This is a genomic window from Synechococcus sp. MU1611 (assembly GCF_020514255.1).
In the GTDB taxonomy this organism is placed as follows: domain Bacteria; phylum Cyanobacteriota; class Cyanobacteriia; order PCC-6307; family Cyanobiaceae; genus Parasynechococcus.
On record NZ_VTLC01000004.1, the window covers coordinates 139,253 to 155,644 of the forward strand.

A 16,392-nucleotide genomic window follows, 5' to 3' on the forward strand; every position below is an offset into this window, starting at 1 on the left:
ACTCAGGGGGTGCGCAGTGCATCCACAATCGCGGCCACCGGCGAGATCGCAACGGTGGATTCCTCACCCTGCTGCTGCAACGGCTTCAGGCGCACCATTCCCGCCTGGGCCTCCTCATCGCCGAGCACCAGAGCCCAGCGCGCACCGCTGCGATCGGCCCGCTTGAACTGCTTGCCGAAAGCGGAGCCCGACGCATCCAGCTCCACACGAAGCCCAGCAGCCCGCAGGTCCCGGGCCAAGGCCAGGGCGACGCGCTCAGCTTCGCCACCTCTGTTCACCAGGTAAACCTCGGCTGATGGAGTCGCCGTCAGTCGGGCGGCGACACCTTGAGGATCCGCCTGCGCAGCAGCCTCAAGCACGAGCAAAAGCCGTTCCATTCCAAGAGCCCAGCCGATGGCGGGGGTCGGGGGGCCGCCCAACTGGCCAATCAAGCCGTCGTAACGGCCACCACCGCAGACGGTGGCCTGGGCAGCAAGTTGATCACTGGTGATCTCGAAGGCCGTGTGGCTGTAGTAATCCAAGCCGCGCACCAGCCGTGGATTGAGCCGGAAGGGAATCCCCAGGGCGGTCAGCCCTCGCTGCACCTCCGCAAAACGTTCACGGCTGGCATCAGAAAGTGAATCAGCCAAGGTGGGCGCGTCCACCAACAGCGCCTGCGTGTCCTTGTTTTTGGAGTCGAGGATGCGCAACGGATTGGTGCTCAGGCGCACCTGGGAATCAGGATCAAGGGCCTCTGAGCGCTGCTCCAGCCAAGCAACAAGAGCAGCGCGGTAGGCCTGACGGTCTTCCGCAGTGCCGAGGCTGTTCAGTTCCAGCTGCAGCCCACCCACACCCAGATTGGCCAGCAAATCCCAGGCCAGTGCAATCACCTCAACATCGCTGCGGGCCTGCTCTGCTCCGAGCCACTCCACCCCGATCTGGTGGAACTGCCGCTGCCGGCCCGCCTGGGGACGTTCGTAGCGAAACATCGGCCCGGCATACCAGAGCTTCTGGGCGCCCTGGCTGAGCAAGCCGTGCTGGAGGGCAGCACGCACCACGGATGCGGTGCCTTCCGGCCGCAAGGTGCAGGAGCGATCGCCCCGGTCCTGAAAGCTGTACATCTCCTTGCCCACCACATCGGTGCCCTCACCGATGCCACGGCAGAACAGATCTGTTGTCTCCAGGAGCGGCGTCCGGATCTCCCCGAACCCAGACCGCTGGAACTGCTCCCGCGCCATGGCCTCCACCGCCTGCCAACGCTGAAGCGCCTCGGGCAGCAGATCGACCATGCCCCTGAGGCTCTGGAGCTGACTCACGTGCGGGATGCAGGTACAGCGGCTCAGTCTGCCGGGTGGCCTCAGGCCATGATGCTGCGGCTCCCCACCAGATCCATCAAGGCCAGCTGTCGGGTGACACAGGCATTCAGTTCATAGGTGCGTTCCACCGTCTCACGGGCGGCCGCACCAAACGCAGCAGCGCGCTCTGGGTCGTTGAGCAGCTCCACCACCGCCGCGGCCAAATCAGTTGGAGAAAAGAAATCCACCAATAAACCGTTGTGGCCGTGACGGATGACCTCTCGCACCGGAGCTGTGTCGGATCCCACCACCGCACAACCGCAACCCATCGCCTCCAGCAGGCTCCAGCTCATCACGAAGGGATAGGTGAGATAAACGTGACAGGCGGAGAGCTGCAGCAGAGGGATGAACTGGCTGTAGGGCAATGACCCGGTGAAATGCACCCGGCTCGGGTCGTACTGGCCCTTGATCTCCGCCAAAAACCGGTCTCCCCATTCGCCTTCGGGACAAGCCGCTCCATAGCTCACTCCCTTGGTGCTGCCGACCACCACCAAACGAGCCTGAGGATGCTGCCGCTGCAGCGCAGGGATAGCCCTGATAAAGGTGTGGCACCCCCGATAGGGTTCCAACGTACGGTTCACAAAGGTGACAATCGGTTGGCCCTTCTCCAGCACAGTCCCATCAGGCAGCTTCAGCGGCACCGGTGATGAATTGGGCCGGGCCTGCTGAAGATCAACCCCGTCATGGATGACGCTGATTTTTTGCCGCCAGTGCTCCGGAAAGCTGCTGGCCTGGAAATAAGTGGGAGAGATGTTCCAGTCGGCCTGCTCGAGAGTGAGATGCAGATAGGCGTTCTTCATGGTGAGCTTCGCCTGCCCTTGCCAACTCCCGTTGTCCTGGAATTCCGGATCGAAGTTGGAGTCGAAGCCGGTCTCGTTGTAGAAAAACTCCTGATAGCAAAGCAGTGGCGCATCGGGCCAAATCGCCTTCAAAAACAGTGGTTCACCCCACCCGGGATGGGCACAGATCAAATCGGGCATGAAGCCCTTCGCCTTGAGCTGCTCAGCAGCACGGGCACAGCCCTCAGCTCGGATGATTTTTGATTCGGTTTCCATGACCAGGGGGTGAACACCCTTGGTGTTGCCGCGTTCAAGGCGATAACGGAAATGGTTAAGGCTCTCGGGCATGCCGCGCCCGCGATCAAGAGCACCAATCCCCAGGGCCACCAGTTGGTGCTGCCCCTGCTGAGCCAGGCGCTGAATGATGTGGACGTACTGCCCTGGAAAGTTCTGATGAACGAAAAGAATCCGCACGAACTCAAAGACGCTGAAGCGATTCCGCCTTGTCCTGGAATTCTCCCAGCAAGAGCTGCAGGTAGGACACCTTGCGCAACTTGATGTTCGCCGTCAGGCTCATGCCCACCTGCAGGGGCAAAGACGATCCGGACTTGAGCTTCAGCTGTTGATCATCCAGCTGAATCTTGACCGGGAAACTGAGTTCCTGACGCTGCTCCTGGGGATCAGGCTCCAGGGCATCGGAACCGATGCGGGTCACTTTGCCCTTGAGAACTCCGAAGTCACTGGAGGGGAAGGAGTCGATGCTGATGTCGGCAGGCATGCAGGCATCGAGATCGTCTGGACAACCCGGTAGCACCTGCACGAAACCGATCTTGTTGCTGGGCACCTCCACTTTCGCTTCGAGCGAACCCATAGGCACCACCTTCATCACCGTCTGGGTGGATTGGGCCGTAAAGCCACGGGAGGTGGGCTTGAGATCAAAGACCACACCATCCACAGGCGACCTCAGCTGCTGGTATCGAAGGGTGACCCTGCTCTCCACCAAGCGCCCATTGAGATCGGCAAGATCAGACTTCAACTGGGCCGTCTGTTGATCGAGCAGGGCAATCTGACGCAGGCGTTCCGCCTTGCTCTGCATCAGTTTGCCGCGGGTTTCAGCAACGATATTTTGCTGATTGAGGTACTGCACTTCAGAGAAAGCACCAGCGGTCTGCAACTGCTTATAACGCTCCAGAATTTCAGCCTGAAGGGTGAGATTGTTCTCCAGCATCAGCACCTCTTCCTGGTTCATCTGCATGGTGTTGCGTTTTTCCTCCTCCTTGAGCGTCAATTGCTCCTGTTTGAGCTTGATCGTCTTCTCCAAGCTGTTGCGGAGTTCCTCGCTGGCTTCTGTGTCCAGCTTCATCAGCACCTGGCCAGCCTTCACCCGATCACCCTCCTTCACAAGGATCTGATCAGCCACACCTCCCACAGGCATCTGGATGTCCTGAACGGAACCAATCGGCTCGAGCTTGCCGGGTGCCACGACAATTTCTTCGGTACGAGCGAAGGCCAGCCAAGCCACCCCAAACAAAGTGCTGCCGATCAAGGCCCAGGTGACGGTGCTCATCCAGAAGCGACCCTGCTGGAGGATCGATTCGTCGTAGGTGGTGAGATCGGAGGCATCTTGCGGGGCACCGGGGTCGATACGGCTCAGAACGTTGCGTGACGTGGCGACCAACGTGCTGGAGCTCTGCTTGATGAGGGCCGTCACCTTTTGAGGATTCATCTTCATCAGGAACTCTCCTGCTGGCGATAAAGGGCGTAATAGCGACCGCGCTGGCTCATTAATTCCTCGTGCGTGCCGACCTCAACAACAGCTCCCTGGTGAAGCATCACGATCACGTCGGCCTGGCGAATGGTCGACAAACGATGGGTTATGAAGAAGACAGTGCGGTCGTTGAGATTGCCAAGAAGGTTGTCGCAGACCTTCCGTTCGGTTTCGTAGTCGAGGGCGCTGGTGGCCTCATCCATTACCAGCAGCTTGGGGTTGCTGAGCAAGGTGCGGGCAATGGCAACGCGCTGTCGCTGTCCTCCGCTGAGAGCAGCGCCCCGTTCACCCACAGGCGTGCTGTAGCCACTGGGAAGATCCATGATGAAGTCGTGGGCATTGGCGAGACGCGCAGCCCGCACGATCTCCTCACTGGAGGCTTCCGGATTTGTGAGCGCAATGTTGTCGCTCACAGTTCCGCTGAAGAGCAGGGGATCCTGCGGAACGATGCCGATCTGACGGCGCAGGGAATAAAGCTCGACCTTTCCAATGTCGTAGTCATCGATCAGGATCCGGCCTTGATCAGGCTCATAGAGCCGGGGCAGCAGTTTCATCAAGGTGCTCTTGCCACTGCCGCTCTGGCCAACGATGCCCACAAAGGTGCCTGCGGGAATCTCAAGATTCACCTCTTTCAGCACCTGCGGCTGCCCGGGGCGGAAGCGGAAGAAGAGATTCTCAAACCGGACATCCCCTTTGAGCGGAGGCAGCATCACCTTCGACTTATCAACTTCATCGGATTCCTCCGGCGTATCGATCACATCCGCAAGCCGTTCAAAGCTGACGCGCAACTCCTGGATGTTTTGCCAGATCGTGGACAAGCGCAGCAGGGGCTGGGTCACGTAACCGGAAATGATCCGGAACGCGATCAGCTGACCGAGGGTCAGATCGCCACTGAGCACCATGGAGGCACCGATCCAGAGCACCATCAGCTGAGAAATCTTCTGCAGCACCTGGCTGGTCTGATTCAGGGCTGTACCTGTGATCGTTTTCTCAAAGGTGCGGGCGATGTACTGGGAATAGAACCCCTGCCAGCGCCAGCGGCTGACCATCTCCACGTTCTGAGCCTTCACCGTCTGGATGCCGGTGAGCACCTCCACCAGATGGCTCTGGGTCTTGGCGTTTTCTTCGGCGGCAGCACGGAACTGACGGCGGAAGAGGGGAGCCCCCAGCACTGTCAAACCGATCTGGATCGGAAGAACGGAGAGGGCGATCAAGGTGAGCAGCCAGCTGTAAATCAGCATCACCGCGATGTAGATCACGGAAAAGGCGGCATCCAGGATGGTGGTAAGGGCCTGACCGGTGAGGAAGTTGCGGATCTTTTCCAGTTCGGCCACCCGAGTGCCAAGTTCGCCCACAGGGCGACGGTCGAAATAGCCAAGGGGTAGACGCAACAGGTGATCGATCACCTCAGCTCCGAGACGCTGATCGATGCGGTTGGTGGTTTCAGCAAAAAGGAAGGTCTTAAGGCTGCCGAGCACCCCTTCCAGGATCGTGACCACCACAAGTGCAATGCCCAGCACCTGCAGGGTGTCGAGACTGCGCTGGCTGATCACCTTGTCGATGATCACCTGGATCAACAACGGATTGGCGAGGGTGAACAGCTGCACCACAAAGCTGGCAGCCAACACCTGCATCAAGACGCCGCGGTAGCGCTTGAGAGCGGGCCAGAACCACCCGGGACCGAACTTCTGATCGGGGCTGCTGTTGGACCGTTCCATCAAGAGCAGCTCGATCCCTTCGGGAAACTGCTCGGCCAGATCATCCGGCGCCAAGGTCACCATGCCCTGCTTGGGCGAGGCCAGCTTGAGCCCGCGCTCGTTGCTGGCGATCACCAGCGCGAACCCCCCCTTCCACGGCAGCATCGACGGCACCTGAAGCCTGGTCCCTGCTGCTGCCGGAACCCGTGCAGCCATCACATGGAGGCCAAGGCTTGCCGCCAGCTGACCGCAGAGCTGGAGATTGGGGGTGAGACCGCGGCGGAGATTGTCCTGCAGGACTTTCTCGATCGCATCACGGCGGAACGGCAGCTTCATCAGCTGCGCCAGCATCTGGAAACAGGCCAGGGTTTCCTGGAGGGAACCCTCGGCCCGGATCAAACGCAGGCTTTCAACAACATTGCGCTCCGGGCTGAAACTGCTGACGGGGGGCAGCGCCTCTGCGTCCTGGATCGTCGAAGCTGAGACGAGTGAGCCAGAGCTGTTGCCCGTCGTTTCTTCGGCGTTACAAGAAAGCCCAGAAGCAGGCAGGGACACCAACCGCAGCGAAAACGGCTCACAAGCCGGAAGATCCCTGGATGAACGGACGGGCCGACCTACCGTCAGGTCACCCCATGCACTGGTGAGGAAGAGGAGCTTCCCGGCAGCCAAGGCCCCATCTACTGCAGCTGGCTCAGGGAAACAACGCTCGGCCGATTGCAGGGCACCCTCCAACTTTTCAAGGGCAGAGCTGTCGGCTTCAGGGGTGCTCTGCTCAAGAACCTCCAGGAGCTTGAGCAATTCCTGGGGCCAGAGCTGTTGATCGCACCAGTGACGGAATGAGGCTTCGCTGGCATAGAGCTCACACCAGAGTTCATCCGAGATGGCACAAGCAATCACCTCCTCAGCAGCGATCACGTTTTCGCAGGGAGTGCCGCACAGCAGGCTTGCGGCCCCGACCACACTGCCGGGGCCGAACTTGCCCACCGTGGTGAGACGACCGTTATGACGACCAACAAGCCTGGCCTGGCCTTGGAGAATGACCAGTATTCGAGCCGGGATGTCGTTGGGATCTGACAACTGACCCCCGAGATCAAACCGGAGCACACGGCAAGAACTCTTCAAATTGGAGAGCGAGGCTTCGGAGACGCCGCGGAAGGCCGGATGCTCCAGCAATGGGAAAGGCGGTGTCTGGGTCATCGGGAGATGCTGAAGTCGATGAAGCCGCTGGTGGAAGCTGGCTCTGAGGTTTCCGAAGCCAGCTTGCTCAAGCTGGCGGTGGTTTCTTGGTCAACCCAGAGGTCGAACATCTCCTGGCACATCTGGACGGAGACCTCATCGGTGAACGTCGCTGGCGCGTAACGCTCCAACCGAACCACCAGCCACCAATCCGAGATCCGAAAGGGTTCCAGCAGAACCCCGGGCTGAGCGACCCGCAGCTTCTCGACCAAAGCCGGATGTGCCTGGGTTAAAGAGACGGGACCCACGATTCCGTTGGTGTCGCGTTCCGGTCCCTCGGCGTAGCGCTTGGCCAGATCAGCGAAGTTGGATTCACCGGATTCGATCTGCAAGTAGAGCTCCTGCGCCAGAAAGCTGTTCTCGAGGCGAAGCAGGCTGTAAACAACCTGATCCAGTTCGTTCTTGCGTTCAAGGAAACGGGCCTCCGCCTTGGCCGCGAAACGCTCCCGCATCCAGCTATGGCGGCGGATGCTGTGGCGAAGACGCTCAAGAACCTCGTCTTCGCTGCGGCCCAGCATCTCCAGCAGATCCACCCACTGCGCCAAGCCATCGAACCCACGCTGCTGGAGCAAGCCGAGCCGAGCCTGCTCCAACTGCTCTTCGGAGATCACGACGTGTGCGATTGCCTGGCTGGTCACCATCTGCTCCACCAAGGGCTTGAGCAGGTTGAAGCGATCGAGCAAAGCCCTCCCTTCAACACCGATCGCTCTCTGCAACTCCGGAACAACCGTTCCGCGATCCACAAGTCCAGTGCAATGGACGAAAACTAGGTTGAATCGCTTAGGCCGTCATCCTGTCGCAACCAAGTTGATTCAGAATCGACAGATCAGAGCGATTAAGAACATGGGCCGGCGCGTGCTCGTCACCGGTGGAGCCGGCTTCATCGGGAGTCACACCTGCCTTGTGCTGCTGGAACAGGGCCATGACCTTGTGGTTCTGGACAACTTCGACAACAGCAGTCCGGAAGCTTTACGGAGGGTGCAGGAGCTGGCGGGTTCAACCCAGCTGAGCCTGGTGGAGGGGGATGTGCGCGACCCCAGCGCTGTGGATCAGGCCTTCCGTGCTGCCGGAACCGTGCATGGCGTGATTCATTTCGCCGGGCTGAAAGCCGTTGGGGAATCGGTCGCCAACCCCCTCCTCTACTGGGACGTGAATGTGAATGGCAGCCGCGTTCTGGCGGCAGCGATGGAACGCCACGGCTGCCGAACCCTGGTGTTCAGCAGCACATCTACCGCCTACGGAGAACCCGAGACGTTCCCTCTGCGGGAAGACATGCCAACGGCGCCGGTGCACCCCTATGCCCAGACCAAAGTGGCGGTGGAGCAGATGCTGGCGGCCCTCTGCCGCTCGGGCTCCTGGCAGGTGGCCTGCCTTCGTTACTTCAATCCCGTCGGCGCACATCCCAGTGGACGCATCGGTGAGGACCCGCTGGGAATTCCCAACAACCTGTTTCCCTTCATCACGCAGGTGGCCGCAGGGCGCCGCAAACACTTGCGCGTCTTCGGCCAGGACTACCCCACACCGGATGGCACAGGCATCCGTGATTACTTACATGTGATGGATCTGGCCGAAGCCCATGGCATGGCCCTTGACCATTTGTTCAAACGCCAAGCAGCCGATCCCTTGACGCTCAACATCGGCACCGGCCGTGGACTCAGCGTGCTGGATGTGGTGCACGGCTTCGAACAGGCCACAGGATTGACCATCCCCTACGAGGTGGTGGAGCGTCGACCGGGCGATGTGCCCCGCCTGGAGGCCTGCCCGCTAGCCGCACAAACCGTGCTCGGTTGGAGCGCCCGCCGAAGCCTGGAGGAGATGTGCCGTGATGGCTGGGCCTGGCAGCAGGCCAATCCAACGGGGTACCGGCCCAACCCATGACTGCAGCTGGTGGGCTGATTTTGGCCGGCGGCGGACACAGCCATGCGCTTCTGCTCAAACGCTGGGCCATGCGGCCGGAGCGACGCCCAGAGCACAGCATCACGCTGGTTAATCGGTCCAGCACAACTCTGTATTCCGGGATGGTGCCGGGGTTGATCGCCGCCCTCTACAAGCGAGATGAGCTCGCCATCGACCTGCGCCAGCTCTGTGACCGAGCCGGGGTTGCCTTCGTGGAAGCGGAAATCACCGGATTAAACCCTCAGGCCAAATGTCTGAGGCTGCGCGATCGGCCTGCACTTCACTTCGATTGGCTCAGCCTGGATGTGGGATCCGTGAGCCGACCAAGCGCCGCTGGGATCCCGATTAAGCCCTTGGAAGCGTCGCTCGCCTTTCTCGAAAGCGAAAACCCAGCTGATCCGAAGCCCCTGCGGGTGATCGGAGCGGGAGCTGCCGGCCTGGAAGTCGTCCTGGCACTGCGACGCCGCTGGCCGCAGCGGGAGTTGCAACTGCAACAGCGCAGCGGACAGCTCAATCCAGGGATCCAAGAGGTGCTGCAACGGGCCCGAATCGCATTGATCGAGAACGACACACCACACAGCGGACCCAACCTGCTCTGCACCGGAAGCCAGGGGCCTGACTGGCTGGCGACGACCGGCCTGCCGCTGGATCCCAATGGCCGGATCCGCACCGATCGCTGCCTGAGGGTGGAAGACCATCCATCCCTGTTCGCCAGTGGCGACTGTGCCGTGATCAGCGGATCACCCCGCCCTGCATCCGGGGTATGGGCAGTACGCGCCGGACGTCCCTTGGCCACCAATCTGGAAGCGGCCTGCCAGGGCCAACCCCTGCGCCCCTGGCATCCGCAGCGTCAGGCGCTGCAGCTGATCGGAAGCCATCAGGATGCTGCCTGGGCGCGATGGGGCAGCTTGCGGCTGGGGCCATCCCCCCTGCTCTGGCGTCTGAAGCAACGCATCGATCGCGCGTTCATGGACGGATTTCAACCACCGGCATCAATGGCTGATGCCGAGCCAATGGCCTGCCGGGGCTGCGCAGCCAAGCTGCCGGCACAACCCCTTGAAGCAGCACTGGAGCGGGTGAGACTGAGGGGACAGCCCGAAGACGCTGCCCGTGTCCCCGGCGATCAGGAGCTGCTGCAAAGCGTGGATGGCTTTCCAGCCCTCGTGAGTGACCCCTGGCTTAACGGCCGCCTGACGACCCTGCATGCCTGCTCTGATCTCTGGGCCTGCGGAGCTGCAGTGTCCAGCGCCATGGCAACGATCACGCTGCCAATGGTCCCGACTAATGAACAGCAAGAGCTGCTGGTGCAGACCCTGGCCGGCATCCGCTCGGTGCTGGATGAACAGGGCGCCGAGCTGATCGGTGGCCACACGATGGAGTCGCGCAGCCCTGCACCGGTGCCGGCCAGCCTCGGGGTGCAGGTCACCCTCACGGTGAACGGCGCCAGCCCATCGCCCTGGCTCAAATCAGGGCTGCGGCCCGGGGATGCCCTGCTGATCAGTCGTCCGCTGGGCACCGGCGTGCTGTTTGCAGGGGCAATGGCCGGCGCCAGCAAAGCTGCCGATCTGGATGCTGCACTGCGGGAGATGGCCTGCAGCCAGCACATGCTGCTTGAGCAAATCGAGCCAATCCGCGAGGGCATTCACGCCTGCACCGACATCACCGGTTTCGGCCTGCTTGGCCATTTAGGCGAAATGCTCCAGAACAGCCCAGAACTGATCGTCAAGCTGGACGGTCCTGCCATCCCGGCCTACCCCGGTGCGCTTGACCTGTTCGAACGCGGCGTCTCCAGCACCCTGGCCCCCTCCAACCGGGCAGCCTGGCGATGGCTAGAGGGCCCGATTCAGCTGAAACAACATCCCTCCGCAGCACTACTGGAGCTACTGGTGGACCCGCAGACCTGCGGCCCCCTGCTGCTGGCCTGCAGCAGCGAAGCCGCTGCCCAGCTCACTCAGAACGGCCTATGGCTTCAGATCGGCAATGCAACAGCTGCGCATGGGTGAGGTCGTTGGCTTGCGGTTCGCAGTTGAAACCCGCCTGCTCAACCTGTGACAGCAGGGGTTTGAGCTTGCGCTCCATCGCCGGCGGCGGCCCGCTGCTGGCCAGCCAGAGCTGCTTCGGCGGATCCGGCTCCTGCAGCCGTTGCTTCAGCGCTTCCTTTCCGCCCCAGGGTGATGAAGGCAAAGGGATCCGACCCATCGCCGCCTCCATCCGGTCGCTGAGATTGAAAAGACGCTCCCTGGGGCTGTAGCGCTCCTCCAACCCGCTGGTGCGCTTACTAATTAAACGGAACTGGTCCTGTTCTCTTACACCGCCGACGCCGGCATCAAGTTCGGTGAACCCCGGTCCCCACCAGCTGGCCAAGAACAACACCAGCACGACCAGACCACAGCCGCGGCCGAAGCGATTGAGCTCCAACCCCCCCAGCTGCACCGCCAGGACAGGCACCACAGCGGGCAGCAGCACGACGAAATAGCGGCTGAAGGCCATCGGCTTGATAAACGACACGGCAACAACCCCAACAACCATCAACAGGGATGGCATCAGACCGCTTCGATCCAGCAGATTCCACGCCGGCCAAGGCAAACGATGCAGCCCTCCCCAGCGCCGCAGAACCACCAACAGCAGCACAATCAGGGCCAATTTGGGCAGCGGCCAGAGGCCAAGGCCGCGGGCCAGGGTCTCCTCAAACAGGGCGTAATCCGGCACACCAATCCAGCTGCCGGCCCGTGAGCTGAACAGGTAGTCCGCGGCGTAGGCCATCCATGCCAAGGCAGGGAGAGCTCCGATCAGGGCGGCAGCAGCAAAGCTCCAGCGGCGTCGCCAGCCATCCCAAGCCGCAGCCGCCAGCACCAGAAACAATCCATAGAAATGGGTCAAGCCGGCTAAACCAGCCACCGCGCCATAAGCGATGGGATGGCCGGAACGGCGCCACCACCAGACGAGAGCCACCACCAGCACCAGCACGGCATAGCTCTTGCCCTCGATCGCAAAACGGATCGGATAAGGACTGCAAAAGGCCAACAGCGCTGCTGTGGCCGCCACCCTGGTTCTTGCGCCCACCTGGGCAAGGGCCATCGCCTGACGGACCATCACCAGGCCACCGGCCAGATACGCCAGCCAAGACAGCAAGCGCAGGCTGACCGGGCTCTGGCCGACCAAATGCCCCCAGAGCCAAAGAAGGCCGTAGTAAGCAGGGGGATGGGTGTCTTCCCGCAGCATCTCAAGCAGGCTGCTGAAGCTGGGCTGAAAACTTTTGCCGACGCTGTAAAGCTCATCGCTCCAGAGGGCCGTGGCATCGATCAACAGCAAGGCCCGCAGACCAAAGGACAGACAAAGGGCCACCACCACCAAAATCCAGCTGCGTTTCATCGGCTGCGGTCCTGGGCTGCACTGCGCTGCCGGCGCAACTCTTCGCCGATCCCAGGCCCCGGTTGCCATCCCGCAGCAATCAGTTCACGCGCTGTCTGCGGCGCCTGAATCGTGCGCCAGCGCCCCCACCAACGCAACAGCGGTTTCCATTGCTTCGGGCGGAGGGTCACCGCCAGAGCCACCGCCTCCGGCGGCCAACCCTGTTGCTCAAGAGCCGTCGACCAAATCGACGGGGTGGCCTCCAAAGGTGGGGGCGTCTTAACCAGCCAGTCGCAGAGAGCCACACACTGCTGAAGCCATTGCTGTTGTCGGCCAGGAATTTGCAGCCGTTGCGCGACAGCAACCGGGTCTGCTGCTCCCATAAGAAGAGCCGGCATCAGGGGAAGACCGAGCCGTTGGGCCCAGTGCAGCCGCTGCATGCGTCCTGGATCCTGCTGAAGCTGGGGGTCCAACAGCAGCAAGGCCTGCCACTGCTCCAACAAGTCCAGCGCCTGCGGCCAGGGTTCCCGCTCCAGCAGACGCTCCAACTCCATCCGCAGACGACTGGCAAGAGCCGGCGGAGCTGTCAACGCTGCATCACCGTGGCCCCAGGCCCATGGCCACTGCTGCACGGTGCTGCGGATCTGCTCACTGCTCTCCTGCGCAAGCTGAAACCCAAGCCTCGCGGCGTAACGGGCAGCGCGGATCGCCCGGGTCGGATCATCCTGCACGCTGCCCGCGTGCAAGAAGCGGAACTGGCCTGAGGCCAGATCCTCCTGGCCATGGTGGAGATCGATCAGCTCACCGGTCACCAGATCGAGGGCCATGGCATTGATCGTGAAGTCCCGGCGCGCGAGGTCAGCCTGGAGGGTTCCCACTCTCACCACGGGATTCTCCGCAGGGGCGGGGTAGTGCTCCTGCCGCGCCGTGGCCAGATCCAGGGGAATTCCATCCAGCTGAAACGCCACCGTGCCGAAAGCCCCATGCTCCTGAACACAACTAATGCGCTTAGAGCCGAGCCGGCGATCCAGTTCCGCCACGAGCGCAGCGGCATCTCCCTCAACCACCCAGTCCAGATCAGGTACACCCGACCAGACGCGCCCATAGCGCTGATGCAACATCTGATCGCGCACGACCCCGCCAACAAGGGCCAAACGCGGGATGCCGAGTGATCGTGCAGCAGCCTGCAACGCCTCCAGAACGGAAGACGGCACACCTGGAAGATCCATTGCAGGGCGTGCAGGAGAATGGGCCGATCATCACGGATCAAGTCCTTGTCCGCACTCACCCGCTGCCTTGAGGAGGAAGCCTCAGCGATCGCCACAGCTGCCGCACGCTTGAGCAGCGACCAGGTGGAAGCCGCCCTGGCCCTTCTGGAGCGCTGTGCAGACCGTAAGGCCAAGCTGGTGATTACTGGTGTAGGCAAGAGCGGAATCGTGGCCCGCAAGATCGCAGCCACGTTCTCTTCAATCGGGCTCATGGCCCTGTTCCTCAATCCCACCGATGCACTCCATGGCGATCTGGGTGTGGTGGCCGCCGAGGACGTCTGTCTGCTGCTCTCAAATAGCGGAGAGACCACCGAACTGCTGGAGGTGCTGCCCCACCTAACCCGACGGGGAACCGGGCGGATCGCCATCGTCGGACGGGCTGACTCATCCTTGGCCCGCGGCAGTGACGTGGTGCTGGAAGCCGGCGTGGACCGTGAGGTGTGCCCCCTGAATCTGGCCCCCACCGCCAGCACAGCCGTGGCCATGGCCATCGGCGATGCCCTGGCGGCGGTCTGGATGGAGCGGCGCGGCATTTCACCGGCAGATTTCGCCCTGAATCACCCCGCCGGATCCCTGGGCAAGCAGCTGACCCTCACAGCCGCCGACCTAATGGTTCCCGCCAGCCAACTGCACCCTTTTCAGCCCCACACCCCCTTGCCCGAAGTAATCGGCGGGCTGACGCGCGACGGCATCGGCAGTGGTTGGGTTGAAAACCCAGACAGCCCGGGAAGCCTGCTCGGCATCCTCACCGATGGTGACCTGCGCCGTGCCCTGCAGGATCACGGCGCTGAAACCTGGAGCCAACTGACGGCAAAGGATCTGATGACCGCCGATCCGATCACAGCGAAGGCCGATGTTTTGGTGGTGAAGGCTCTGGAGCAGATGGAACACAACCGGCGAAAACCCGTCTCTGTGCTGCCCGTGGTGAATCAAGAGCACCAATTGATGGGTCTATTGCGCCTGCATGATCTGGTTCAGGCCGGTCTCGCGTGAACAAACTGCGCTGGTGGTTGCTAAGGCGCCGCCTGAGATCAATTGAACTGCTCGTGCTGGACGTGGATGGCGTCCTCACCGATGGGGGCCTCTGGTTCGATGCCGAGGGGCAACTGATCAAGCGCTTCGATGTGCGCGATGGTCTTGGGATCCGCCTGCTTCAACAGGCGGGGCTGCATATCGCCTTCCTCAGTGGAGGCCAGGGAGGAGCGACAGAGGTTCGTGCCCGGCAACTGGGCATCAGCCATTGCCTTGTCGGCATCAAGGACAAGCCGGCTGCCCTCACGGCCCTTCAAAACGAACTTGGAGTTAGCGCTGAGCAAACGGCCTTTGTGGGCGATGACCTCAACGATCTGGCCGTCAGGCCGGTGGTGGCACTGTTGTTCGCACCCGCCGACGCCTGTCGGCCCGTCCGGCACGGTGCCGATGCGGTGCTCCGCCGCCAGGGCGGCCATGGGGCCGTCCGTGAGCTGGCGGAGCGCATCCTTCAGGGGCGTGGACGCTGGGGCAACTTGCGCCGCGACGGCTGGAAAGACCGCAACGATTGAGGTGTAGAGGTCAGACCATCGCCCGGGCCTGTTCGAGCTGCTCGGCGGTGTCCACCGACAGAGACGTGCCCTGAACCCGGAAGGTGGCGATGGTCAGGCCAGCCTCGATCAGCCGCAGCTGCTCCAGCCGTTCGAGATCCTCCAGTGGTGATGCCGGCAGCTGATCCCATGCGGCCAACACATCTCCCCGGAAGCCGTACATCCCCACATGCCCCCAATAGGTGGTGTGCTGATGCCAATCGGCCTCGGCTACATCGCGCACATGGGGGATGGCAGAGCGCGAGAAATACAGGGCGCGGCCGTCGTGGGCCAGCAATGTTTTCACGACATTGGGGTTGTGCACCGACTCGGGCTTCAGCCCGTAAACAGGAGTGACCACTGCTGGCACAGGATCCTGACTCCGAAATTCCTCAGCCATGGCATCAATCACGGCAGGATCGATGAACGGTTGATCGCCCTGAACGTTGATTACGGCGGTCTCTTCCGCCACGGGGTCCGCATCTCCCCAACCCAGGGCCATCAAAGGATGGGCCACGGAAGCGATGCGCTCACTGCCGGAGTTGCAGGATTCAGCGGTCATCAGCACCGGAAACCCCCATCCCTCAGCCAAGGTCTGAAGCTTGGCGCTATCGGTGCACAGCACTACCGCTTCTACGCCACGAGCCTCACGGCAGCGTTCCAGAACACGCTGGATCATTGGTTTGCCACCAATGTCAGCCAGCACCTTGTTGGGCAGTCGAGAGGACTGAAGCCTGGCCGGAACAGCCACCACACACTTACGAATCGCCATCAATCCCAGAGTTTCATTGCATCGTCGCGGGCGCTGAACCATTCAGCGGCCAAGGCGCCACCCATGGTGCGCTGTTCGCGGAACCAGGGGCCTCCCAGGGTCCAGTGCAGCATCGGGGAAGCCTGCTCGGACTCCGGCGGAGCCTGCACGTCCACCAGATGATTCCAGCCCCCCTGGATGGCGCCGATCTCATGGTCACCCTCGAGCCAGTGGAAGCGGTGCAGCTCAAGCCCCGTTGCCGTGTTCACGTAATCAGGCGTGAGCTTGGTGCAGCGGCTGCAGTTGAGCAGCATCAGGGAACTCCAATTCTTCTTGGGGTAAGGGCTCTGCACCTCGCCGAGAAATTTCACAGTCTCCCCAGGCACATGCTCGTGCTGCACGCACATGGCCCCATAGGCGTCATCGCGCTGATCCCAGAGCGCCTTGATGTCGGCCCGGCAGAGCATGTCGCAATCCATGAACAGGGCCCAGCCCTGGTAGCCCATCAGATGGGGGACGAGAAAACGCGTGAAGGAAAAAGCTGTGCTCTGCTTGGGGTCCCGTTCGCGCCTAAACAACCCTTGGGCCTCCAACTGAGGGGTCACCAGCGGCGTGATCGCCAGAGGGACACTGCTGTTCTGATACAGGCTGTCGATCAGAACGTTGGTGGCTGCCCGCTCTCTCGGGTCGTAGCCGATGAAAATGGGAATCGGCTGGCTGATAGTCGACACAGGCCGGAGATGGCTGTTGGCG

13 protein-coding genes are annotated in these 16,392 nt (G+C 61.9%); 4 read left to right on the forward strand and 9 right to left on the reverse strand.

What is annotated here, in order from left to right; genetic code table 11:
• Positions 1 to 2: 2 nt before the first annotated feature.
• From hisS to FZZ92_RS09550, 5 genes are read right to left on the reverse strand one after another with little or no spacing between them, the layout of a single operon-like run.
• Entirely contained in the window at positions 3 to 1,295 is a 1,293-nt protein-coding gene (hisS, locus tag FZZ92_RS09530) for a histidine--tRNA ligase (protein WP_226398730.1), read from the reverse strand.
• Positions 1,296 to 1,336: 41 nt separating this feature from the next.
• Positions 1,337 to 2,587, reverse strand: a complete 1,251-nt coding sequence (locus FZZ92_RS09535; protein WP_226423091.1) for a glycosyltransferase family 4 protein — start codon at positions 2,585 to 2,587, stop codon at positions 1,337 to 1,339.
• A gap of 4 nt (positions 2,588 to 2,591) precedes the next feature.
• The gene (locus tag FZZ92_RS09540; RefSeq protein ID WP_226423092.1) at positions 2,592 to 3,845 is read right to left on the reverse strand and encodes an HlyD family secretion protein; all 1,254 of its coding nucleotides are present in this window, start codon (positions 3,843 to 3,845) and stop codon (positions 2,592 to 2,594) included.
• On the reverse strand, positions 3,845 to 6,775 hold the full coding sequence (locus tag FZZ92_RS09545; RefSeq protein WP_226423093.1) for a type I secretion system permease/ATPase: 2,931 nt from the start codon (positions 6,773 to 6,775) through the stop codon (positions 3,845 to 3,847). The genes FZZ92_RS09540 and FZZ92_RS09545 overlap by 1 nt, the downstream gene beginning before the upstream one ends.
• Positions 6,772 to 7,557 carry a peptidylprolyl isomerase gene (locus FZZ92_RS09550; protein WP_226423094.1) on the reverse strand — a complete coding sequence of 262 codons (786 nt, stop codon included), beginning with the start codon at positions 7,555 to 7,557 and terminating at the stop codon, positions 6,772 to 6,774. The genes FZZ92_RS09545 and FZZ92_RS09550 overlap by 4 nt, the downstream gene beginning before the upstream one ends.
• 100 nt (positions 7,558 to 7,657) lie before the next feature.
• On the opposite strand from FZZ92_RS09550, the gene galE reads away from it, so the two are divergent.
• Positions 7,658 to 8,692, forward strand: coding sequence for a UDP-glucose 4-epimerase GalE (gene galE, locus FZZ92_RS09555; RefSeq protein ID WP_226398735.1), 1,035 nt, complete (start codon positions 7,658 to 7,660; stop codon positions 8,690 to 8,692).
• On the forward strand, positions 8,689 to 10,713 hold the full coding sequence (selD, locus tag FZZ92_RS09560; RefSeq protein WP_226398736.1) for a selenide, water dikinase SelD: 2,025 nt from the start codon (positions 8,689 to 8,691) through the stop codon (positions 10,711 to 10,713). The genes galE and selD overlap by 4 nt, the downstream gene beginning before the upstream one ends.
• Here the strand turns inward: selD and FZZ92_RS09565 are convergent.
• Positions 10,658 to 12,151, reverse strand: a complete 1,494-nt coding sequence (locus tag FZZ92_RS09565) for a hypothetical protein (RefSeq protein WP_226423095.1) — start codon at positions 12,149 to 12,151, stop codon at positions 10,658 to 10,660. The two genes, selD and FZZ92_RS09565, sit on opposite strands and share 56 nt — an antisense overlap.
• The gene (locus FZZ92_RS09570; RefSeq protein WP_226398738.1) at positions 12,079 to 13,290 is read right to left on the reverse strand and encodes a CCA tRNA nucleotidyltransferase; all 1,212 of its coding nucleotides are present in this window, start codon (positions 13,288 to 13,290) and stop codon (positions 12,079 to 12,081) included. The genes FZZ92_RS09565 and FZZ92_RS09570 overlap by 73 nt, the downstream gene beginning before the upstream one ends.
• 18 nt (positions 13,291 to 13,308) lie before the next feature.
• Between FZZ92_RS09570 and FZZ92_RS09575 the strand changes: the two genes are divergently transcribed.
• Positions 13,309 to 14,322: an SIS domain-containing protein gene (locus FZZ92_RS09575; protein WP_226423096.1), complete on the forward strand. Its 1,014-nt coding sequence runs from the start codon at positions 13,309 to 13,311 to the stop codon at positions 14,320 to 14,322.
• The gene (locus tag FZZ92_RS09580; protein ID WP_226423097.1) at positions 14,319 to 14,870 is read left to right on the forward strand and encodes an HAD family hydrolase; all 552 of its coding nucleotides are present in this window, start codon (positions 14,319 to 14,321) and stop codon (positions 14,868 to 14,870) included. Before FZZ92_RS09575 ends, FZZ92_RS09580 begins: the two co-directional genes overlap by 4 nt.
• A 10-nt stretch (positions 14,871 to 14,880) precedes the next feature.
• Here FZZ92_RS09580 and kdsB read toward each other — a convergent pair whose 3' ends face one another.
• Together kdsB and FZZ92_RS09590 are read right to left on the reverse strand one after the other, a co-directional pair.
• Positions 14,881 to 15,660 (reverse strand): 3-deoxy-manno-octulosonate cytidylyltransferase, encoded by a 780-nt coding sequence (gene kdsB, locus FZZ92_RS09585; RefSeq protein WP_226398741.1) that lies wholly within the window; start codon positions 15,658 to 15,660, stop codon positions 14,881 to 14,883.
• Positions 15,660 to 16,370, reverse strand: coding sequence for a hypothetical protein (locus FZZ92_RS09590; protein WP_226398742.1), 711 nt, complete (start codon positions 16,368 to 16,370; stop codon positions 15,660 to 15,662). The genes kdsB and FZZ92_RS09590 overlap by 1 nt, the downstream gene beginning before the upstream one ends.
• Positions 16,371 to 16,392: the final 22 nt, after the last annotated feature.